The 21,601-nt window shown below is 44.0% G+C and carries 19 protein-coding genes, 1 tRNA gene and 1 riboswitch; of the genes, 9 read left to right on the forward strand and 11 right to left on the reverse strand.

The genetic code is table 11. From position 1 onward, the window contains the following. Window positions 1-31: 31 nt before the first annotated feature. The 3 genes from CH376_RS08375 to CH376_RS08390 all read left to right on the forward strand — a co-directional run bounded on the left by CH376_RS08375 (window position 32) and on the right by CH376_RS08390 (window position 3,273). The gene (locus tag CH376_RS08375; RefSeq protein WP_100784975.1) at window positions 32-469 is read left to right on the forward strand and encodes a hypothetical protein; all 438 of its coding nucleotides are present in this window, start codon (window positions 32-34) and stop codon (window positions 467-469) included. A 421-nt stretch (window positions 470-890) separates the two neighbouring features. Beyond that, window positions 891-1,982, forward strand: a complete 1,092-nt coding sequence (locus CH376_RS08385) for a helix-turn-helix domain-containing protein (protein WP_100784977.1) — start codon at window positions 891-893, stop codon at window positions 1,980-1,982. 13 nt (window positions 1,983-1,995) lie between these two features. Then, window positions 1,996-3,273: an NHL repeat-containing protein gene (locus CH376_RS08390; protein ID WP_125231914.1), complete on the forward strand. Its 1,278-nt coding sequence runs from the start codon at window positions 1,996-1,998 to the stop codon at window positions 3,271-3,273. 86 nt (window positions 3,274-3,359) lie between these two features. On the opposite strand, the gene CH376_RS08395 is transcribed toward CH376_RS08390, so the two are convergent. Beyond that, window positions 3,360-4,544, reverse strand: coding sequence for a DUF1577 domain-containing protein (locus CH376_RS08395; RefSeq protein ID WP_207767166.1), 1,185 nt, complete (start codon window positions 4,542-4,544; stop codon window positions 3,360-3,362). A 594-nt stretch (window positions 4,545-5,138) separates the two neighbouring features. Continuing rightward, window positions 5,139-5,570, reverse strand: coding sequence for an AAA family ATPase (locus CH376_RS08400; protein ID WP_100784979.1), 432 nt, complete (start codon window positions 5,568-5,570; stop codon window positions 5,139-5,141). A 292-nt stretch (window positions 5,571-5,862) separates the two neighbouring features. On the opposite strand from CH376_RS08400, the gene CH376_RS08405 reads away from it, so the two are divergent. Next, window positions 5,863-6,105 carry a hypothetical protein gene (locus CH376_RS08405; RefSeq protein WP_069609334.1) on the forward strand — a complete coding sequence of 81 codons (243 nt, stop codon included), beginning with the start codon at window positions 5,863-5,865 and terminating at the stop codon, window positions 6,103-6,105. Between the two features lie 15 nt (window positions 6,106-6,120). On the opposite strand, the gene CH376_RS08410 is transcribed toward CH376_RS08405, so the two are convergent. Beyond that, window positions 6,121-6,193 (reverse strand) — tRNA-Phe (locus CH376_RS08410). A 149-nt stretch (window positions 6,194-6,342) separates the two neighbouring features. On the opposite strand from CH376_RS08410, the gene CH376_RS08415 reads away from it, so the two are divergent. Continuing rightward, window positions 6,343-6,951 (forward strand): protein-L-isoaspartate O-methyltransferase family protein, encoded by a 609-nt coding sequence (locus tag CH376_RS08415; RefSeq protein ID WP_165781719.1) that lies wholly within the window; start codon window positions 6,343-6,345, stop codon window positions 6,949-6,951. A gap of 504 nt (window positions 6,952-7,455) precedes the next feature. Continuing rightward, window positions 7,456-9,156 carry an acyl-CoA dehydrogenase family protein gene (locus CH376_RS08420; protein WP_100784981.1) on the forward strand — a complete coding sequence of 567 codons (1,701 nt, stop codon included), beginning with the start codon at window positions 7,456-7,458 and terminating at the stop codon, window positions 9,154-9,156. Between the two features lie 483 nt (window positions 9,157-9,639). Here CH376_RS08420 and CH376_RS08425 read toward each other — a convergent pair whose 3' ends face one another. Together CH376_RS08425 and CH376_RS08430 are read right to left on the reverse strand one after the other, a co-directional pair. Then, window positions 9,640-10,611: a porin OmpL1 gene (locus CH376_RS08425; RefSeq protein ID WP_100784982.1), complete on the reverse strand. Its 972-nt coding sequence runs from the start codon at window positions 10,609-10,611 to the stop codon at window positions 9,640-9,642. A gap of 159 nt (window positions 10,612-10,770) precedes the next feature. Further along, complete coding sequence (locus CH376_RS08430) at window positions 10,771-11,727, reverse strand: porin OmpL1 (protein ID WP_100784983.1); 957 nt, start codon at window positions 11,725-11,727, stop codon at window positions 10,771-10,773. 792 nt (window positions 11,728-12,519) lie between these two features. Further along, window positions 12,520-12,613, forward strand: a riboswitch (TPP riboswitch). Between the two features lie 130 nt (window positions 12,614-12,743). On the opposite strand from CH376_RS08430, the gene thiC reads away from it, so the two are divergent. Further along, window positions 12,744-14,312 carry a phosphomethylpyrimidine synthase ThiC gene (thiC, locus tag CH376_RS08440; protein ID WP_100784985.1) on the forward strand — a complete coding sequence of 523 codons (1,569 nt, stop codon included), beginning with the start codon at window positions 12,744-12,746 and terminating at the stop codon, window positions 14,310-14,312. Window positions 14,313-14,737: 425 nt separating this feature from the next. Here thiC and CH376_RS08445 read toward each other — a convergent pair whose 3' ends face one another. From CH376_RS08445 to CH376_RS08460, 4 genes are all read right to left on the reverse strand, one after another. Beyond that, entirely contained in the window at window positions 14,738-15,691 is a 954-nt protein-coding gene (locus CH376_RS08445; RefSeq protein WP_100784987.1) for a fumarylacetoacetate hydrolase family protein, read from the reverse strand. Between the two features lie 71 nt (window positions 15,692-15,762). Then, window positions 15,763-16,689: an alpha/beta hydrolase gene (locus CH376_RS08450; protein WP_165781720.1), complete on the reverse strand. Its 927-nt coding sequence runs from the start codon at window positions 16,687-16,689 to the stop codon at window positions 15,763-15,765. A 19-nt stretch (window positions 16,690-16,708) separates the two neighbouring features. Then, window positions 16,709-17,515: an SDR family oxidoreductase gene (locus CH376_RS08455; protein ID WP_100785044.1), complete on the reverse strand. Its 807-nt coding sequence runs from the start codon at window positions 17,513-17,515 to the stop codon at window positions 16,709-16,711. Between the two features lie 189 nt (window positions 17,516-17,704). After that, on the reverse strand, window positions 17,705-18,103 hold the full coding sequence (locus CH376_RS08460) for a DUF2721 domain-containing protein (RefSeq protein ID WP_100784989.1): 399 nt from the start codon (window positions 18,101-18,103) through the stop codon (window positions 17,705-17,707). A 131-nt stretch (window positions 18,104-18,234) separates the two neighbouring features. Here CH376_RS08460 and CH376_RS08465 point away from each other — a divergent pair, with 131 nt between their 5' ends. Then, window positions 18,235-18,963: a fatty acid desaturase CarF family protein gene (locus CH376_RS08465; RefSeq protein ID WP_100784990.1), complete on the forward strand. Its 729-nt coding sequence runs from the start codon at window positions 18,235-18,237 to the stop codon at window positions 18,961-18,963. On the opposite strand, the gene CH376_RS08470 is transcribed toward CH376_RS08465, so the two are convergent. Beyond that, entirely contained in the window at window positions 18,932-19,774 is an 843-nt protein-coding gene (locus CH376_RS08470; RefSeq protein WP_207767167.1) for an LA_0991 family prenyltransferase-like protein, read from the reverse strand. The genes CH376_RS08465 and CH376_RS08470 overlap by 32 nt on opposite strands. Before the next feature lie 136 nt (window positions 19,775-19,910). Then, window positions 19,911-20,957: a mechanosensitive ion channel family protein gene (locus tag CH376_RS08475; protein WP_100785045.1), complete on the reverse strand. Its 1,047-nt coding sequence runs from the start codon at window positions 20,955-20,957 to the stop codon at window positions 19,911-19,913. Window positions 20,958-21,067: 110 nt separating this feature from the next. On the opposite strand from CH376_RS08475, the gene CH376_RS08480 reads away from it, so the two are divergent. Beyond that, complete coding sequence (locus CH376_RS08480; RefSeq protein WP_100784992.1) at window positions 21,068-21,502, forward strand: YHS domain-containing (seleno)protein; 435 nt, start codon at window positions 21,068-21,070, stop codon at window positions 21,500-21,502. The last annotated feature ends 99 nt before the right edge of the window (window positions 21,503-21,601 follow it).

Raw genomic sequence — 21,601 nt, forward strand, 5'->3', positions numbered from 1 at the left:
TATAGATAGATCGAGGTAAAATTAGACAAGCATGCAGGCTCAAGTATATAAAAAACAAAACGAAGTTTTAAAAAAATTAGTCATCGAATTGATTCGAATTTTAAGAACGGATTCGGTCGAAGATCGGGTCGGCGAGGTCTTGGATATTCTTGCGACCGTAAACGCAAAATTGAACGAGCACCTTATGACGGAGTCGAGTTTGATTCTGTTAAGTTCCTTACAAGAGGGCATATTGTCGGAGGAAGATTTCGAGTTCTTTACAAAGTCTCGTAGAAACGAACTCAAGAATCACTTTCGACAATACATAACCAAGTGGTCCTTGCCTTCTTTGATACTGGAAGACTCCGCGTCTTTTCTAAAGGATTCAAATGAGCTGATGGACAGGCTCTACATAAGACTACAAAGCGAAATTGAACTTTTGTTTCCTATTTTAAATAATTCTTTCGTTGTTTCAAAAAAAATCGGATGAGGTTCTGACAAGATGTCCGGTTTGAGAAAAATTTGAATTCATTGCGTTCTATAAATCGGCAGTTCGGATAAGTAATCAGCTTTTTTAATACGAAATGAGTTTAGAAAGAAAATTTTACCGGTTTGAAAAGAAAGATAGGACGTAAAAGGGGGATGAAAATTCTGGAAATAAGTTATTAATAATCCGCGGATCGTTGATTGACGTTTATTCTTTAAAAAATGTCGTTCAGTCCACCGGGAAGATGCCTGTAATCTTTTAAGTGAAAAATAAGCGGCGATATTTTGTTGGTCAATTGAACGGTTGAAAGATTCGAAAAGATTCATTCGCATTGAGAAAGAAGAATTTTTAATAGCGGGTGCTCTTTTTGGAAAAAAGACCGGAATTATAAAAAAGAAGAAATTCGAATTTGGAAGTTGAGATTATGGTAAACACGATAGATTGGCTATTACGGGAAGAATTACTGATTGATATATCGAGATTCGGAGCTTTTTTTGCTCTGATCATCGGGCTCGGTCGTTTGTTGCGGGCAAAGAACCAGATTGATTATTTTTTATCTGCTCTTCTCGTGCTCACTGCTATCTTTCAGTATTTCGACGAAACGACGATAAACGCGGTTTCATACAATTGGATGAAACGGTTTCTATTTCAGATCGACTTGATCGCGCTTTCCACCGCGGGCATACTCGTATATCTGATTTCGATCATGGTTTTCTCGAAGTATTCGAAACTTCCTTCTAAGTATTACTGGAACTTGGTCCCTCCCGTGGTCTTGTCCATCCCCGTCGCGAGTCTTTACGATCAGCAGAGCCGATTTGAATTCGGAATGTTTCTTTATCTGACCGATTTGTTCGTAATGACTTACGTCGGAGTGGCGGTTTATAAGATGTTTACAAACCGAGTTTTCGATTTCACCACTCTCAAATCGAAAGTATTGGGAGGATTGGTGGTTACCGTTTCCTTTTGCGCTCTTCTTGAGATCGTAGGAATCGTTACGGAGAAAAAAACGCTCGTGCTTCTCTCGGGAGTCATCACGACGATCGAAGTCGTTTACTTTTATTACGTGAGCGTTTACTTTCAGGATTTTTTAGGAGAACAAACCGCTTCCGATATTCAGAAGAATAGTTCAAAAAAATCCCTCCTCGGCGACATCGACATCGACGCACTCGAGAAACAATTGAACTATCTGATTCAGGAAGAACGGATTTATTTGGACGAGGACATCAGGTTGCCGAGCGTCGCGGAAGAACTCGGAGTATCGGTTCATCAGCTTTCTTCGTACTTAAACGATCATAAAGGAATCAATTTTAACAATTACATAAATCAGTTCCGCGTAGAGGAAGCGAAGACGATTCTAATCAACGATCCGAGCCGATCGGTGATTTCTGTCGGAAACGCGGTCGGGTTCAATTCCAATTCCGTATTCCATCGGGCTTTTTTGAGGGAGACGGGAATGTCTCCCAAAAAATTCAGAGAAGCTCAACTCTTCAATAAACATTCTTTTACTCTGAACTGAAATGACGGGAAGGATGGATTCAAAGAAGAATTTTTTGAAAGCGGCGCTTTTGTTCTGCTTCGGATCCATTCTGCTGAGCGGATGTTTTGTGAAAGAACCTCCTGATCCGTCTTCAGCAACCTTTCTCAATCTATTGATCTTTCGTTGTAACGCGGGAATCAATCCAGGATGTGAGAAAGATACGTTTTCGGAACCGCCCGTAATTCCCGCTAAGAATATTTGTTCCGAGACAAGTCTCGAAGTGATTCAACCTAACAACTGGACTCGAGTTCAAGACGAGTTGCAACTCCAAGCCGCAAAGGGAAGCGTCGGGGCTCCTTCCGTTAGCACTTTCGGAATCGAAGGAGATATGGCTGCGTATCTTGGCGGGGTTCTCACGCCGATCGGAAGAATTTTTGCGATCACGAACGCAGGTTCAGCCTTAAGAGAATTGGATCCGGTATCGAAAACGATCACTGACATCGTGGTAGTCGGTTTTTTAGGGGCGATCAAGTGGGCCGGCGGAGTTCTTTCACCTGCGGGGAATGTTGAACTGATTCCATACGGTACAACGATTTATGTTTCCGTAGATCCGACGAGCTTTGGAACGGTCGGTTACGGAGCCGCATCCGGCTTCGGTGATTTTTCGGGAGCAGTCGTCGCTCCGAACGGAAAATTTTATCCAATGCCGTCCTCAAGCGCTTTCTTTACGGAAGTGGATCCTGTGGCCGGAACTCAAACGACCTTCGGAACTATGCTTACCACAAGTCCGGCGTACTCGGGAGGAGTGTTGGGACCGAACGGAAAAATCTACGCGGTTCCGAGCCGGGCCAGTCAATTTGTGGAAGTGGATCCTGTCGCAAAAACGAATCTCAACTTCGGATCCTTTTTTATCAGCTTTTCCGGGAAGTGGGCAGGCGGAGTGCTCGCGCCGAATGGAAGGATTTATTACATGCCGGACGGATATTCTTCCTTCGTGGAGATCGACCCGGTTTCTCGAACGATTACACTTTTCGGAGCCGCGCCCGGAACCTCGCAAGCGTATTCAGGCGGGGTACTCGCTCCGAATGGAAAGATCTACGGAATTCCTTTTGACGCGACTCAGTTTGTCGAAATCGATCCGAACACTTTGACCGTAACCTACTTCGGAGCGGCTCCCGGAGGCGGAGCTTGGTCGGGCGGGGTGCTCGCTCCGAACGGAAAAATTTACGGAATGCCGTACAACGCGGGAACGTTTTTAGAAATCGATCCTCAGGCAAACGGAAAGATCTGCGATCCGATTCTTCAATCCGGATATTTCAATAAATATTAAAAAGAATTCTGGGATACATTCAATAAACTGAATGTATTCGAGAATTGAGAATTTTATAAACGCCGTGAAAATTACGTTAGGAAGAATCAGACTGCGCTGCTCGCTTTCATCCCTGTAAATTTTCCCTGACCGATCAATTCCACATTCTTATGAAATTTTTCTCTTTCTCCGGGAAAAGAGGATTTAGCCACCAATTCCAAACCGAGAATCAAGTTGCCCGCGGAATCGTAGGACATCCAGCGGACCGCGCCGAAAACTTTAAAATATCCCTGCATCCGAATATAGATATCGAAAACAAATCCGGTATGTTTCGGGAGGGTTTGAATCAAATGAGCGTTCGTGATCTTAACACAAACTCCGTTGTTGGATATGTCCATGATCGGAAATTTTTCCGTGGTCATCACCGTGTTTGATTCTTTGATTCTTGCCACCATTTCCTTGGCGAGCTCCGATAACTTATCGATCGTATCCGAAGTAAGCGTTTTCTCCTTGCTCCGAATCCAAATATAACCGAGGGGAATCGATTGTCTGGAATGATTGACGTAAATGATCGGGTAGATGATCTCCGAAAGAATTTTTTCATCCTTGTATTTGCGGATCATAGCCGAAATTTCTTGGTTGATTTGATCTTCCACGTCGACTTGATTTTCGTTTTTTGAAGTAAAAGAAGATTCGTCCGAAGTGTTCTCTATGTGAATGTATTTTTTTGATCTTTTGACCAAGTCGAATTTTTCATCCAGATCCGGTTTGAAGACGTCGACTTCTACGATTCCAAAATCGAAGGTTTTTAATTTTGTCTTATAATCCTCGAAACTTACCTTGACCAGAGTGGGAATGTTAAAGAGAGAAGCGTCGATTACCGTTTTGGAAGAATTGATATTGGTGATATGCGCCGAGTCTTCCGCGACTGGATATCTTGGAAAGGCGCGGTTCGATTTTGCGATGGAGATCTGGCTTACGGAAAGTTCCGCCATTTTTTCGTTGATGCTCTGTTGAAAAAAACATTCCAGCTGCACGTACTTCGCAAGAATTCTATACAAGATCATCTCGTTTTTAGAAGCAAGATCAAGATCCCCGTTTAACTCGACGAGAAGTATTTCTCCTTCCGGAATAAATTTCTTAATGGTTACGGTGGAACCGTCTTCGTCGCCTTTTATAATTAGCGTCTGATTCAATAAATGCTTTTCGATAATGTGTTTTCTCTGATCCGGAGAATGGAGCACATCCAATTCTCTATTTTTAGATTTTGTTCCGTTCATTGATTCCAACATGTGACTCGTTCTCTCTTTCGAAATATAGCCTGCATAAAATAGAACGAAGCAGCGGATTAGTAAATATAAAATTTCCAGAAGTAATTTCTGAATTATAGATCCGATATTTTGATAGTCGGAAAATTATCATTTTATCGACGGATAAGTAAGAAGAATTATTTTCGAAACGGATTCCAACGGTTCAAAATGTCTGCGAGTCGGGATTCCTTCCGAGTTTCATTCCGTTTCGGACAACGTTTGTGCGAGTGAATGAATATGTCTTGAAAAAGAAGGCTCTTAAAATTCTTTGTAAAAACTTTTTCCGAGGCAGTGAAAGAATTTATTGCTTAAGTGTTGTGTCTCTGTGTAAAAATGGAACATAAACCGGATTCGTTTTTGGATTCAATTTTTTGAGGACGGGACTTCCGATTTAACGAACGTTTTGAAATTTTCGAATTAGGATCGGATTCTTTCCGAAATTCTATCTCGAAAGGACTTCAGGTCCGTTTGAAATTGTTTTTCGGTGATTTTTTTTGACGGAACAAATGAGAATGAGAATGGATTGAGAGAAAGGCTTTTGAAAAAAATTCTTTCCTTCTTTAAAGAAGAAACCGTTCATTCCATCAAATCGGAAGACAGCAGACGCACCTTGTATTTGGAAGCCATCTTGAGGAGTTGTTCTTCTTCGATCGAATGAATGTTTTTGCCGTTGTGGTAGTTTTCCACGGTGAAAACGTAAACGGTATAATTCCATTTCGAAGCCATTTTGAAATAAGGTTCCATTTCCCAGGAAAGGGTAAACGTATTATCCACGAATATCTTCGTCGATCTTTCCTCCATCGCCTTTTGGGTTCTCTCTTCGCAACTTTTATAAGCGAGATGATTTTCGGCGTAACGAAAGCGATATTCTTTTGTTTCCGGGTCTGTGAAATAATCGTCCACGGAAAAGACCGGATACTTTCCATTCTCGGATAAGAGTTTTGCCAAAGCGCTTTTTCCGGCTCCGGGAAGCCCTCGAATCAGAATGAGTGAGAATTCTAAGTTCATGATTTTTGCAAAAGGGGAGTTCCCACTTTGAGAGGATCTTTTGTTCGGGCAAGATGGAAACGATTCTTTCAAAGCGATTCTTATCTTTTTTAAAAAATGAAAGAGAAGTTTCTCTGCATTGAAATCATTCTTGGAGCGGATCGCGGATTCTCGTAAAAGACGGTAAAGTTCCGTTTTCCATTCTTCTTTTACTTTACAAATACGTTGAATCTGATTAGCCTAGAAGAAAGATCCACGGAAAAACAATCCTTACGCTCGAGCCGAGCCCTTGGAACAAAAGGACCAGAGTAGAATGAAATATTTAGAAACAGAACAGATCATTCCCGCAAAAGGAATGTCTTATACGATGTACGAAGTGGAAGGGGAAGATCAGATTCTTAAGATGATGACTTATATCCCGAACACGGACGAAATTCATATCTACCCGAAACCGCCCGTCAAAAAATTATACAAACCGGAACTCTGTAAGGTGATAGACGAACTCGTTTTTTCCGAACTCTGGAAATTGGGAGAAGAAAGAAAGGCGGCGAAGTAGAGTAGAAGTGAGTTCTGGCCTCGGAGAGAATCGAACTCCCGACACAAGGATTTTCAGTCCTCTGCTCTACCGACTGAGCTACAAGGCCGAACTCATGGACAGCATAGAAAAACAGGCCTCACTGTCAACGAAAAAGATCGGAAACTGCCTCTTCTCTTCGGGTTCTTTCGGAGAAAGATAATGTCTTCCTCGTCCGAAATCTGCGACCCACTTTTTCGGCGCGTCGAACGCGAACGGATGGTGAAATCACAAATCGTCTCGAGAGGAATCAGAGATCATAACGTTCTTTCCGCGATGCTTTCGATTCCGAGAGAATGTTTTGTTCCTTCCTCCTATTCTTCCCAAGCCTACGAAGACAAACCGCTTCCCATCGGATGCAACCAAACGATCTCTCAACCGTTTATGGTGGCCTGGATGTCCTCGCTTCTCGAGATCCGAAAAGGAGATCGGGTTTTTGAAATCGGAACCGGTTCCGGTTATCAAAGCGCGGTTCTTGATTTTCTCGGCGCCCGAATCTACTCCGTAGAATTTTTTGAATCTCTTCATGACACTGCGATTCAAAATCTGGAGCGCTGGAAGCACGGATGTACGAAAAAACATCGTTTTGTTTCCGGGAGCGGTCCGGAAGTTCTGAAGCCCGGGCTTTTTTTTGAAAAGATGATCTCTTGCGCTTCGCTTTCCGAACTCCCGAGCAAAGAAAGTCCTTATTTTCGTTCTCTGGTTCCGGGAGGAGTTTTCGTGTTCCCGAGCGGAAAAAAAGAACAAGTCCTTTTGATCGCAAGAAGAACGTTAGACGATTGGTCCCTGGAAATCAAGGGAGGCGTCAAATTCGTGCCCTTGCTATAAATTATAAAAATAGAATATTCTTTTATTGGAATGTAGTATTGATTTTTCCGGATCGATTCGGTCGAGGGCCTGTTTTCAAACGCTCTTCTTTTTGTTCCGCTCTTTGAATAGAATTCCATCCTTTTCGATAACAAACGGGATTCGCCATAGAACTCGCGAAGTTTCGGAAAGGGCGAATTCTATGATAAGAACCTGTCCCAAAACTGGGACAGAACCTTGCAGCTTGATCTTTCCGACAAAATAAAATAAGGTTTTGGGACGCGCTGTAAATTAAACTTGTGAGGAGATTTCTTTCTTATACGATTGGCTTTTCAAACATCGGGTTTATGGAATGAATTCTTTGTAAGGTTCTAAAGAATCTATGAGAAGACAATCGAGATAAGTGATGATGATCGGAATTATCGAACACCGTTTTTATTTGGACTTCTTTCGGAGAATTTTCCTTTTGCAAAGCGATTCCGAGTGTTTGAATCATCCGAAGGAAAACGTAAAAGAGATTTGAATATGGAATTACTGAACCCTAAAAAATCAGAATTTGCTCATCTGGATGAAAAATCCAGAAACATCATGAAACGTACCATTGAGTTCTTTGAAAAAAAGGGAAAGAACAAGTTAAAGGAAGACGATCGTCACCAGACTTGGTACGGAGACTTTCTCGAATTTCAAAAAGAAGCGAAGGCCTTCGCGACCTTGATGACCCCCGCCGGTTACGGAGATTCCGACTCACGTTGGGATACGACTCGGATTTGCGACTTCAACGAAGTCACCGGTTTTTACGGACTCTGTTATTGGTACACTTGGCAGGTTACGATGTTGGGGCTCGGTCCGATTTGGATCAGTAAGAATGAAGAGATCAAACACAAGACCGCAAAACTTCTCAAAGAAGGCGAGATCTTCGCCTTCGGTCTTTCCGAAAAGGAACACGGAGCCGACTTGATCTCGAGCGATATGATTCTCGAGAAGAGAGGGGAAGGTTCCTACGTCGCAAACGGAGACAAATACTACATCGGCAACTCGAATAAGGCCGCGATCGTTTCCACATTCGGAAAGATGAAAGAAACGGGGAACTACGTATTTTTTGCGGTCAATTCCCAACATAAGAATTACGAGCTCATTCAGAACGTCGTGAACTCCCAAAGTTACGTCGGAGAATACGCGCTTCACGACTATCCGATTTCGGAGAACGATATTCTTTCCAAGGATCGCGACGCTTGGGACGCTTCTTTGAGCACGATCGCAATCTGTAAATACAATCTGGGTTGGGCTTCCATCGGAATCTGTACCCATTCCTTTTACGAAGCGATCAATCACGCGTCGAAGAGAAAATTATTCAATCGTTACGTGACCGACTTCCCCCAGATCAAGCAGATGTTCGTCGACGCTTATTGCAGATTGTTTTCCATGAAACTTTTCGCTTCCAGAGCGAAGGACTACATGAGATCGGCTTCCGCTTCCGATAGACGTTATCTTCTCTTCAATCCGATGGTGAAGATGAAAGTCACGATGCAGGGAGAAGAAGTCATCAATCTTCTTTGGGACGTGATCGCCGCAAAAGGTTTCGAGAAGAACATGTATTTTGAAATGGCCGCGAAAGACATCCGTGGACTTCCGAAGCTGGAAGGAACCGCGCACGTCAACATGGCCTTGATCATAAAGTTCATGCACAATTATTTCTTCGAGCCGAATTCTTCCCTTCCGGTGATTCCGAAAGTGAACGATTTTAAAAACGACGATTTCCTTTTTAACCAGGGCGCGACTACGAAAGGTTTCGAAAAAATTTCCTTTCACGACTACAACGCGGTGTATGCGAGCGTGAATCTGCCTAACGTGAAAATTTTTAGAAAACAGATCGCGACTCTCAAGGAATTCCTGGAAAAAACGCCTCCGGACGGAAAACAATCCAAGGATCTCGACTTCATGTTGATCTTGGGAGAATTGTTTACGTTAGTCGCTTATGGACAACTTCTGATCGAGAACTCCGCGATAGAAAAAGTGGAGGACGATCTTTTGAGTCAGATTTTCGATTTTATGATTCGCGATTTTTCAAAATACGCTCTTCAGCTCTATTCAAAAAGAAGCAGTACCGCGGAACAAATGGCGAAATGTCTCGAGATGATTCATAAGCCAGTGGAAGACGAGGAACTTTTCTTGAGAGTTTGCGCCAAAGTTTATTCTTACAAAGACGCTTACGAAATGGCTCCTTGAAGTTTTAGACGCGGGCTTTTTTAAGTCCGTTTTCTCGAGAACCTAGAAAGAACGCGGAAGTTTTCGTTTCCTAAGAATCGGATCTTCCGTTTTCTTTTTCTATCCTGGCTGACCGGTTGAGAAACATGAAAGAAGAATCGGCTCGAACATTCGTATTGTCGTAGTTCCGACGAGGAATTTCGTGTTTGCCATGATTAGAATTTTCTGATGGAGGAAAGTCTCCCTTTTTTTTCGCCGCCGAAACTCAGTGATTCGCTCATCACCCCTCCAGCCCAAGAAACTCAGCGCGTCGCTACGCAGGGCGGGGAGCGCGGTTTTCACGGTGGATTGTCGTAGTTTCTACTGACCGACAGACCTTGAGTTTCAAGAAATGGATCGATGGAGAATGGCGCCCCTAAATCTCTCCCTCAAAAACGCGGGAATTCCTTAAAAGAAGCGTTTTTCGAAACGATCGATTTCTTTTAAAATTCGGTTCTTTTGATTTCAGAGTTCGTGTTTGTAGCCGGCTCGAAAAACCTGCCCGCCTAACTGAATTGGAAAAGCCGGGGTCGGAGAAAGATTCAAGATCGTTCCCAGGGATTTGCTCGTAGTGGAATCATACTTGGAAGCGAAGACCGTTTCGACTTCTAAAAAGATATGTCCTTTGTCGGTGATTCTTGCCTGAGTTCCGAACAGCCAATGAGGGGAGAATCCGGAAATTCTAAACTGAGTGTTTTCCCTCACTGCAGTCGGATCCGGACCGTCCCGCAAAAGATCTCTCACCAAAGACAATTGCGGAACGCTTACGGAAAGAATATCGAGAGTGTCGGCGACACTTTTCGAATCGTTTCTTCCTCTAAGCCCCCATCCTCCCGTAAAGTAGTTGAAACCGGCGCCCATATAAATTGCTGCATCCTCCGAGACTTGGATTTTGATTCCGATCGTCGCGGGAATGATGACGGATTGGAAATTCCAATTGGCGTCAATAAAACGATAACCCAAAAAACTGGCCTTTGTGACTCCGCCTGCGATCTTCTGAGTATAGTTTCCGGAGATTCTCCAAAAGAAATATTTGCCGAAATCTTTCTCGAAGCCGGCCATAATATTTCCTCCGACCATCGCGCCTTGCGTGCTATCGGCCTGAAAGACTCCTCCCGTAGTCCTTTCGATCGTAATCAATCGATTCTCGGGAACTACTAATCTTCGAAGCGCCAGGCCGCCGGTGGTTCCGTTCGGATTACATCCGGCCGTTCCCGGGTTGCAAGGATTTGAGGATTGGACTGGGAAATACTGACCCGAATTGATTCCGTCTTTTGTGATGATCTCTCCCATATTTCCCAAATCAAATTGAAGACCGAGGCCAGTTACGAAGTAGGATTTAGCGCTTATGTTGGAATGAAAAAAGATCAAGAATAGAAATAGGAAATATTTCTGAAAGAGAGAAAACGGGGAGATCAAGGTTTTGCGCAGAATCATTTACAAATGTGAAAACTTTTTAGCTTATAAAAATTAGGACGCTAATTCGAAAGCAACTCCTGTCAAGATTCTTAAAGAGTTTTTTAGATCGAATGGTATAAAAAAAAGGCCCTCCGTTTCAGGAGAGCCTCTTTTCAAGAAAGATCTTTGAAGTAGATCTTAGAGTTCGTGTTTGTAACCGAATCTGTAGACCTGACCGCCCACAACGATAGGATACGCAGGATATGGGGAAAGGTTAGAAGCTCCACCCACGGACTGAGTCTTACCGACGGAATAAGCCGCAGACATAATCGTTTCGAGTTCGATAAATACGTGACCTTTGTCGGTTACTCTTGCTTGAGTTCCGATCAAGAAGTTCGGAGCGATTCCGGAAGCTCTAAATCGAGTGTGCTCACGAGTGGTTACTGGATCTGTTCCGTCGCTCAATAAGTTTGCGATGGAAGTCAGTCCCGCTGCGGTAAGAAGATCGTAACCGCCTTTGATGTTGTTCATCCCGTTCAAAGACCATCCGCCGTTGAAGTAGTTCAAACCGGCTCCCATATAAACCGCTGCATCTTCAGTAACATTGATTTTGATACCTACGGTTGCGGGAATCACGATCGAGCTAAATCCCCAAGTGATGTCTACGATGTTATAACCAGCGATATCCGCTTTTGTAATACCACCGGAAATCTTTTGAGTGTACTCAGCGGCAACTCTCCAGAAAAAATATTTCGCAAAGTCAGACTCGTATCCAACCATCAAGTTACCACCGACCATGGCTCCTTTTGTAGTTGCTGCGTTGATAAGACCGCCGGAAGTTCTTTCCAAAGTGATCAATCTGTTTTCAGCAGGGATCGCACGTCTTGGTGCAACACCGATATAATTTCCTGTTCCGGCAGCCTTAGAAGGATCTTGAACGCAACCTGCGTCAGTTCCTACAGTACAGGTATTGGAAGATCTAACAGGACCGTAATAAGTCGCTGCGTCCAAACCGTCCTTAGTGATTGTTCCACCTAATTGCCCCAGGTCTAACTGTAATCCAAATCCTACAATACCGTATGATTTTGCGCTTAGGCTTGCCGCCGAGGAAAAAAGGGCGAGGACAAGCAACACCTTACTCATGTTACGAACCATTGATAACTCCTTACTCACGATTCAATTTGATTTGATGTGTTTCCGGAGGTTATGTATATTTCCTGAATCCCGGACACAGGGTGAAACTTTAGAAGTTCGCGGATTAGTGTCAAACAGGATTTCGGCAAAAGATTGAAAAGTTCCCAAAATTCCGAAAGTGCGGAAAAAAATTTTTCATCATAATATAACAAACGTTATGGATGCGTCATCGCGAGAGAACAAGCGTTGATTTCGAAAATGAATTTTGAAAAGCGAGAGTGACGCGAAGGATTTTCAACACGAGATCCGGAAAGAATCGGCCCATTCGACGGAAAGTTTTAGAAAATCATCATATAGAACCGGAGATTTAGGTAAAAATTTCCGGCTCTATTTTAAGATTTTTTTAAAAGAACTCCGACTAGAACGAACATTCCAATCAGAATCTATTTCTCAAGGAAGATCCGTTTTCCTTTTGTATAAAATCTTGGAATCCTTAGAGGATCATTTCGGAGCCGGACTCGAAGTGCGAACTTCGTCTTACGCGGAAAGTCGGAGACGTTAGGCGGAATTCTCCGTCTCGATTTGTAAAAAGAAAAAGGACTTCGCTTAACAATTCTTAGATTCTTTTCGAGGTTGGGAAAGAAGGCGTTTTGACGTTCGGAACAATTCGATTCTTTTTGAAATGGAGTTTTTGGATCCTTGGCCGCGGATCCCCATTTCGATCGGGGTTGGATTTTAGCAAAACGGAAGAAAACCGGTGAGTTCGGCCCTTTTTTGTCCTTGTCATCTTGTCCTTGTACGGGATTCTAATCTTGAAACCGTTGGGGGTGGGGCATGTTTGCCTCTGAGAGAGTCCCCGGAACCTGATCAGGATAAAGCCTGCGTAGGAAAACGGATCATACAAAAGATTCTTACTTTTAAGCACAGCGTTTAACAACCGTTTTGCGGAGACGAAGTCGGATTCTTTTTTATAACCTCTTGTTTTTTCACGTCCTCTTTTTTAGGTTCCCTCTTCCAACCTGCGGTCAGGAGAATGTATGGAACCAACTCAAGAATTTCAAGTCCCTCTGAAATCGATTCAGCTCACCGACGGGACGAAGTATCAATGTTACCACACGGAAGGCGCTCTTTCCGGAAAACTTCCCTCGGATTATAAGAATGGGATTCCCAAACTTCGAAAAGAATGGGTCGGGAAACGTCTGGACCGCGGAGATACGAATCATTCGCAGATGTATTACGCTAAAAACGGCATCGTCACCGAAGAGATGCGTTATGTGGCCATTAGAGAGAATATGTCCGAAGAATTTGTTCGCTCCGAAATCGCGTCCGGTCGCGCCATTCTTCCTTCCAACCGGAATCATCCCGAGCTCGAACCTATGATCATCGGCAGGAATTTTTTGGTGAAGATCAACGCGAACATCGGAAATTCGGCTTTAGGTTCTTCGATCGAAGAAGAAGTGGAAAAACTCCACTGGTCCGTGAAATGGGGAGCCGATACTGTGATGGATCTTTCCACCGGAAAGAATATTCATGAGACGAGAGAATGGATCATCCGGAATTCTCCGGTTCCGATCGGGACGGTTCCGATCTATCAGGCTCTTGAAAAGGTGAAAGGTAAAGCAGAGAATTTGAATATTCAAGTTTTCTTAGAAACCCTCGAAGAACAAGCCGAACAGGGCGTGGATTATTTTACGATTCACGCGGGAGTTCTTCTGCGTTATATTCCTTGGACCGCGAATCGTGTGACGGGAATCGTTTCGAGAGGAGGATCCATCCTCGCGAAGTGGTGCCTCGCTCATCATAAGGAGAATTTTTTATATACTCACTTCGACGAGATCCTCGGAGTGATGAAAAAATACGGAGTTTCTTTCTCCTTGGGAGACGGACTTCGTCCAGGTTCGATCGCGGATGCGAACGACAAAGCCCAGTTCGGAGAATTGGAAACCCTAGGCGAATTGACGAAAAGGGCCTGGGCGGAAGACATTCAAGTTATGATCGAAGGTCCGGGTCACGTTCCGATGCATCTCATCAAGGAGAACGTGGATCTTCAGATGAAACTCTGTCAGGAAGCTCCCTTTTACACGTTAGGCCCTCTTGTCACGGATATCGCTCCCGGTTACGATCATATCACTTCCGCGATCGGCGCAGCGATGATCGGCTGGTATGGAACGGCTATGCTTTGTTATGTGACTCCGAAGGAACACTTAGGACTTCCCGATAAGGAAGACGTAAAACAGGGAGTGATCGCGTATAAGATCGCGGCTCATGCGGCGGATTTGGCGAAGGGTCATCCGGGCGCCATCGAAAGGGACAATCTTTTGAGCAAGGCTCGTTTCGAATTCCGTTGGGAAGATCAGTTTGCCCTTTCTTTGGATCCGGAAACGGCGCAATCCTTTCACGACGAAACGCTTCCTCAGGATCGTATGAAAACCGCGCACTTTTGTTCCATGTGCGGTCCTCATTTTTGTTCCATGAACCTAACCCAAGAGCTCAGAAAGTTTGCGGAAGAAAAGGGAATGAAAGAATCCGATGCGGTAGAGGCGGGAATGATGGAGAAGTCGAAGGAATTTTTGGAAAAAGGCGCGGAGATCTACAGCGCACCTTGAGCAACTTCGCTCACAATCCGACCTGCTATCCAAACGGGTCGGATCTCCGAATTCTCTCGAAACGCAGAAGGGCCGATCCGCTTGTGATCCAGCCTGAAACCGAAATTTCGAGGGAGTTCCCGCACTTACCTCGCGTCGCGAGCTTGGCATAACCGATGAACGAACCGTAGAAAGGAAAGCGCCGGGCTACTCCGTGTCGCTTGCGGGTTGTGGAGGTCGGAGGTTCTTTCGTTCGAGACAAAAAACGTGGGAACTCTCACGTGCTTTCGTTTTCGGGGGAGCTGATTTGAAAGAGAAGTCTGCGGGAACTCCTTCTTTCCCATGAAAATCCGCGACAACTTGTTCCGACAAACAAATCCGGATCAAAAACGGATGGACCTTTCCGGATTAAAAGTTCCGTGCGGTCGGTCCTAAATGGATTTCGTCTAATGTTCTTCCGAAACCACGCGCAAGTTCTGTTCTCCCAAATCGATTCTTCCGTCCGCGGTTCGGATCGTGGAGCGGACGACGTCTGCCTCTTTGAGATACTGTCTTCTTTTTTTCTGGGCTTTGACGAAGAGTTCCCACTTTTTCTTTTCCGAAAGAAATCCGCCGAGAGCCTGCACCAACTTTCCCGGCGCTCGGAGGGCGCAACCCGAAGGAGTTCCGGTGAGGAGCACGTCGCCCGGAAGAATATTACTAAACTTTGATAGTTCTAAAATGGTTTCCAAGGGTTTGAAGACGAGATTGGAAGCCTTGTCCTTTTGTCTGACCTCTCCGTTCACCGATAAACTCAACTCCAACGTTTCGTATAACGCAAAGTCTCCCGGATCCAAAACGGAAAGATAAGGCCCGGCCGGAAAAAAAGTTCTATACGATTTCCCTTTATACCATTGAAGCTGCGGAAGTTGAACGTCTCTCGCAGAGACGTCGTTCGCCATAAAAAAAGCGGCTACGTAATCTTCTAAATTTTCGGATCTCGGATCCAAAGAAGAATCGAATCCTTTTCCGAACACGATCCCCAGTTCGATCTCGTAGTCCAAAAGTTTCACGTGGGAAGGGCGGACGATTTCGCCGATCGGAGAGGAAAGCGAAGCGTCCGACTTAGTGAAGAATAGATTGTAATTCTTATCGTCCGGATCGAGTCCGGATTCGATCAGATGTTGACGGTAGTTCGCTCCTTGACAGAGGATCTGACACGGAGCGGTGATAGGAGAAAGAATTTCGACTTCCGAGATCGAAACCGTTTTTTTAGGGGAGAATTTTTTCTTCTTCTTTACGAATTCCAAAAATTCCGCGGTGCTAAGATCTCCGCATTCCAAGGATTGTATCTTTTCGTTTGAGATCGATCCCCATTGGATCCGATTCTTTTTGCTAAACCGAACATAGTTTTTTGCCATGGGTCTTCCATCGTTTGTATTTTAGAATTTCTATCCTGAGAATCGAATTCTTCTTTGAAAACGTTCCGCTTTCACAAAGGATTCGATTTGGTTTTTTCAATAAAATCGATCTGGGAGCGAACGGCTTTTCTCGCTTCCTTCAGGACATTGAGCATCATAAAAACGTGAAATGCTTCCGGATATTCCTCGTATTGAATTTCAACTCCGTTGTTCTTACAACTTTCGTAAAACTTGCGATTGTCCGCCAAGAATATTTCCGAGGTTCCGATCTGAAGAAGAATCGGTGGAAGGCCCTTCACGTTTCCGTAAACGGGAGAAAGAAGAGGATCTTTGAGGTCTTTGCCCGGAGCGTACTCCTTCGCGGATTGGATTAAGAATTCTTTCGTCAACATCGGATCGTCTTTCGCCGTCAGAAGCGAATCCGGATTCTCCATACTAAGATCCAACCAAGGCGACATGAGAATCAAACCTCTCGGAAGAGTTCTCCGCCTCTCTCTCAATTGATAAGCGACGGCGACCGCAAGGCCTCCGCCTGCGCTGTCGCCTAACAAGAACCAACGATTGGGAAGCGACTTGCGATCCTGCAGAGTTTCGATCAAACTTACAACTCCGTTCAATCCTTTCGGAAAAGGAGAATTCGGAGGCATACCGTAATCCACGACAAACGCAGCCGTCGAAGTCTTTTGAATCATTCTGGAAACATATTTCCACTGAGCCGCAAAAGGTCCTTTGATATAAGCTCCCCCGTGAAGATAAATGAGAACTCCGTTTGCGGAATTCTTCTTATCCAGCCAAATCCCTTTCGCACCTTCGACTTCGACGATTTCCACGGAGTGACGCTCCGTTATTTCCTTTGTCGGAAGCGGAGAATCCTTTCGGATCAGATTCATCACGTTCGTGTTTTTTAGGACGAACTTTAGTACCGGCATCGGATTCCAAATCAGATACGCGAAGCCGAAAAGAAGAATCAAAACGGATATACTGAAAATTCGTTTCATGTTTCCTCGGAAGAAATTCTCAGGTAACTTTTGCGTTTGCGATCGACTTCGCAAAAATTCCGGGCAAAAATTTGTGTAAGAACGCCGCGAAGTTTTCGCGAAAGCCCGCGATGATGATTTCGTTCTTTTCATCGGCGATCGCGTCCAGGATTTTTTTCGCACACACGTCTGCCGCTATACCTTGGTTTATCACGGAGTCCATTTTTCCTTGTTTGGTGCCGTCGCCCTTGAGCGCGTTGTTCGATATCTGCGTCTTTATAAATCCGGGATAAACGAGAGTGACTTTTACGCCTTCTTTCCCGTTTTCCGCGCGAAGCGCTTCGTAAAAACCGGTGAGGGCCGCCTTGCTCGCGCTGTATCCGCTTCGAAGAGGAACTCCGAAAAGACCTGCTACGCTGGAGATGGAGGAGATCGTTCCCGATTTCTGTTTTCTCATAAACGGAAGGACCGCGAGAGAAAGCGCGATGTTCCCGAAGTAATTTACATCCATGAGTTTTTCATAGGTTTCGATCGAAGTTTCATAAGTAAAGGAACGTTGACTGATTCCGCCGTTGTTGATCAGAACGTCGATCCTTCCAAATTGGTCGATCGCTTTTTTAGGAACGTTCTTTAGTTTTTTATAATCTTCTAAATCTAAGGGAAGAACAAGGCTGTTCGTTTTAGTAAGTCCGCATTCTTTTTTGACTCTTTCGAGTTCTTTGAGTCTTCTCGCGGAAAGGACGATCTTTGCTCCGCGTTTCGCGGCTTCTTTGACGAGTTCTTCTCCGATTCCCGAAGAAGCCCCCGTGATCCACACAACTTTGTCTTTGTAAAACGTCTCGCTCATTGAATCCCTCTTTGTCTCCGAACGAAGATTCGATTCCGATCTTCGCATTAAAATTTCCTTATAAAAGGCGATCTTTTAGGGTAAAGCGATTCGATTCAAGAATTCTTCTTATACGAAACGGAATTTTAGAATGAAAAGACGCGATTCCGGTTTGAAAGAGGATCTTCGTCTAAAGAGAAACCTAATTCTTCAATCCGTTTTATCGAGAGTGTGGATTTCTATATCCAAGGCTCTGACTGAAAGATGAATCTCCACCAAACAGATGCAAAGCGAAGCTACGAGAAACAAAAGAGCCGTTCCGAAAAGAAACCAAGCGGTTTCCTGAAGATCAAACGCTAAAACGGTAAGACAGGAAGTGCAGGAAATAAGACTCAGAATCCCCATACTCTGCGTGTGACGAATGAGCGAGAGACGAAAACGAAGGTTTCTAATTTGCGAAAGAAGATCGGGATCTTTTTTTTCCTGAAACTTTGCGATCAATTGTCTTGCGAGAGTTGCTAATCCCAAAAACCGATTCGTATAAGCGAGCATCAGAAGCGAGATCGCGGGAAAGAGAAGACCGGGAGTGTTAAACGAAAGAGGACTCATGATTCTTTTGGATGAAGAATCGAACGATCTCTCGTTCTGTAAAGTTTCATTTTTTTAAGATCCCGTAATTTCACGGCTAAAAAAATCTCGCTTGAATCGATAAGTATGATAAGAATACTCTTAGGAACGATATGAATACAGAATTAAACCCGATTTCAAAACCAGATCTCAGCGTTCATAGAATATTTGAAATTCTTGGACTTCTATCTTTTATATTTCTTTCGATCTTTCTCGGTTATCAACTTGCACTTTTGTTTTCCTCTGACTTCAAGGAACACGTTTGGTTGTTCTGGACTCTGCCTCTCGTAATTTTGACGTCATGGATCGGCGCCGATTTTGTTTCCGGTTTGGTTCATTTTTTAGGGGATAGTATCGGATCCGAAAAGACTCCGATCTTGGGTCCGGGTTTTATCTTTCCTTTTCGCGATCATCACGTGGATCCGAAGGGAATCACAAGACACGATTTTATAGAAACCAACGGGAACAATTGTCTCGTATCGCTTCCGATCTTGATCTATTACGTTTTTTTCTGGGAATCGGCCGGGACTGTAAGTTCGCTCTTTGCGTTGTTCTGGTTTTTTCTTCTTTGGGGAATTTTTGCGACCAATCAGATCCACAAATGGGCTCATCAGGATTCTCCCGCCGCCGTCGTAAGAATATTACAAAAATATAAAATGATTCTCGGTCCTGAACATCACAAGATTCATCATACGGCGCCGTACGACACTTATTTCTGTATTACGACCGGTTGGTTGAATCCGATTCTAAGATATATCAAGTTTTACGAGATTCTAAGATGGATTTTAAGAATTCCTCCCGCGAGCGCGGTCAGAATGGAAGAACCCATTTCCGAACGATGACCGGAAATAAGGAAAGGATGAAGTAGCCTTCTCCTAAAATTCTATAGAATTGATTTTTTTGAAAAAAATTCTCGCGATAAACGATCCATGCCGGAATCGAATATCCGAAACAATAATATAAGAATTCCGGAATGAACTTCGGATTTTTTTCGATCCAAATAAGGTTCAGACTCAAACCCAAAAACGCAAGGAGATAGACCGACCGTTTGAGGGCCCGCGGCGAAATCTGTCTTAGGATGGACGTTACGTTTTCTTTTTGATCGAGTTCTCTTTCCATATAAGAATTCATAAACGAGTTGCAGAGGGCGGTGAGAAGAAAAAGGCAAAAAGGGATCACGATTTCGATTTTTGGTTTCGACGCTAGAAGAATCGGACCAAACCAGATTCCCGCCGAATAGAGAATCGATACGGAACATTCTTTCCAGAAAAAATTTAACCGCAGATAGGAAAGAACTACGTGGAAAAAGACGAAGATCCCGAGAATCAATCCCGCGGTTACGATCCAGTCCCTTAAAAATAAGATCGACAGTGTGAAACACAGGATCGAAATGAGACCGGTCGTGATACTTAAGAATATTATATTATTATAATGAAATTTATGTCTTTCGTTTACGCTTTTTTCTCCGAGTTTCCATCCGTCAAAAAGGTGATCGGCGGTGTAGATTACCCAAACAGCCGCCGGTAGAATCAGCCAAAACGCCGTTCGCATCGTAGTTTCCAAAATTGTCGATGCGAAGTAAGCGGACGCGAGAGCCCCTAAAACGATGTCGATGCTTAGGACATTCCAATAAAAGAACGCTTTTTTAAAAATCGAGTCGGGCATTTCGTTGAATCGGTGCGGAAAAATTTACAGCGCGTCCCAAAACCTTATTTTATTTTTTTCGATCCAAATGATCCGAAAGAGTTTCGATTGACAATGGAATCCGAATTCTTTCGTCAGGTTCGGGTTAAATTTCCTTTTTAGTCTGAAATCGGAGTTCGATCCCTTCTTTTTGAAATCGGGAATGGATCCGTTTTATATATTCGTGTTTGATGGTGAACTGATCCGTAAATTCAAAAGAAGGAAGCGTTATTTTAAAATCGATCGAATTCTCGCCAAATCGTTGATAGGTGAAAGAGACTTCCTTATCGGTTCCGGTTTTATAAAATTGTTTCAACACTTCTTTGGCGGTTTCTACCGCGATCGATTCCACCTTTTCCAAATCGCTTCGATATGCAACGCCCGATTCGATCGTGATCGATAATTCTTTGGAAGGAAGGTCGAAGTTGGTAAATACGGAAGAAGACATCACCGAATTGGGGACAATGATAGTGCTGTTGTTGAATCTTCGGATCGTCGTGGATCTCCACGTGATATCCTGCACGTAACCTTCCAAGCCGTCTCCTTGTAAACGAACGTAGTCTCCTTTTTTGAGTTGTTTTCCCATAAGGATACTCAAACCGGAAAACAGATTCGATAAGGTCGGCTGCAAACCCAATGCTACCGCAAGACCTCCGACTCCGAGCGCTCCCAGGATCGGCGCGACGGAAATTCCGAGGGATTGAAGAATCAGAAGAACCCCAATGGCGAATAACGTGATTCGTATCACGTTGCTTATGATCGAGGCAGATGAAAGAAGTCCTTCCGTCATTTCCGAATAGGTTTCAAAAACCGCGGAGAACAAACGCACCAAAGAGAATGTGAGCAGTATGATTGCGGCGATCCTAAAGGACAAAAATAGAAAATCGCCGACGTTCTCCGAAAGTTTTAGAAAGCGCAGAAAAAGATAGGACGCGAGCAGGAAAAAAAGAAGCCGAACGATTCTTCTTCCCGCTTTGTAGAGAGGATGTGAACTCTGAATTTTATTTTGAAAAAGAATCCCCGAGAGTCTGGGGACGATTCTATCTCCGATCACGTAGCCGAAAAGTAAGACAAAGATAAAAATCCCGGCGGAAGTCCCCAATTCCAAAAAGAAATCTTTTGAAAACGGGGTAAGTAAGTGATTCCAATCCATAGGATCAGTTTTCAGAGAAAACTTCAGCATGCAAGGCCAAATCGGTTTATTGAAGTTCGGTGTAACATTTTAAAACGACTTCCGAATTTTGAAAGCGAGGCAGGGCATCGATGAAAAAAAATCCGTTTATCCTGATTTTATTATTAGGAATTTCTCTGGAGGCGTCCCCGATCAACAAAACTTTTTGGAAGGATCTCGCGATCAACGGCTACGATCCGGTCGCCTATTTTACATTAGGAAAACCGATTGAAGGTAAAAAAGAATTCCAGCTTCGCTGGATGGACGCGGATTGGAGATTTTCTTCGGCGGAGAATCTAAAATTATTTCGAGAACATCCCGAGCGGTTCGCGCCGCAGTTCGGCGGTTACTGCGCTTACGGTGTTGCATTCGGAGAAAAGGTTTCTATCGATCCGAAACAATGGAAGATCGTCGACGGAAAACTTTATCTCAACTACGATCGCGACGTTCAAGTTTTATGGGAGAAGGATATCCCCGGTTGGATTGAAAAAGCCCGAAAGGAATGGGAGTCGGTCAAGAAAAAATAAAAAGAATTCTTCTTAGAACTTTGACTTAGGTGTGTCGATTCGCGGTCAAAAAGAGTTTTGGTAACTATGTCTTCTCCGTAAAATCGAGATTTTAGGATG

The organism is Leptospira adleri, assembly GCF_002811985.1.
Taxonomy (GTDB): Bacteria; Spirochaetota; Leptospiria; order Leptospirales; family Leptospiraceae; genus Leptospira; species Leptospira adleri.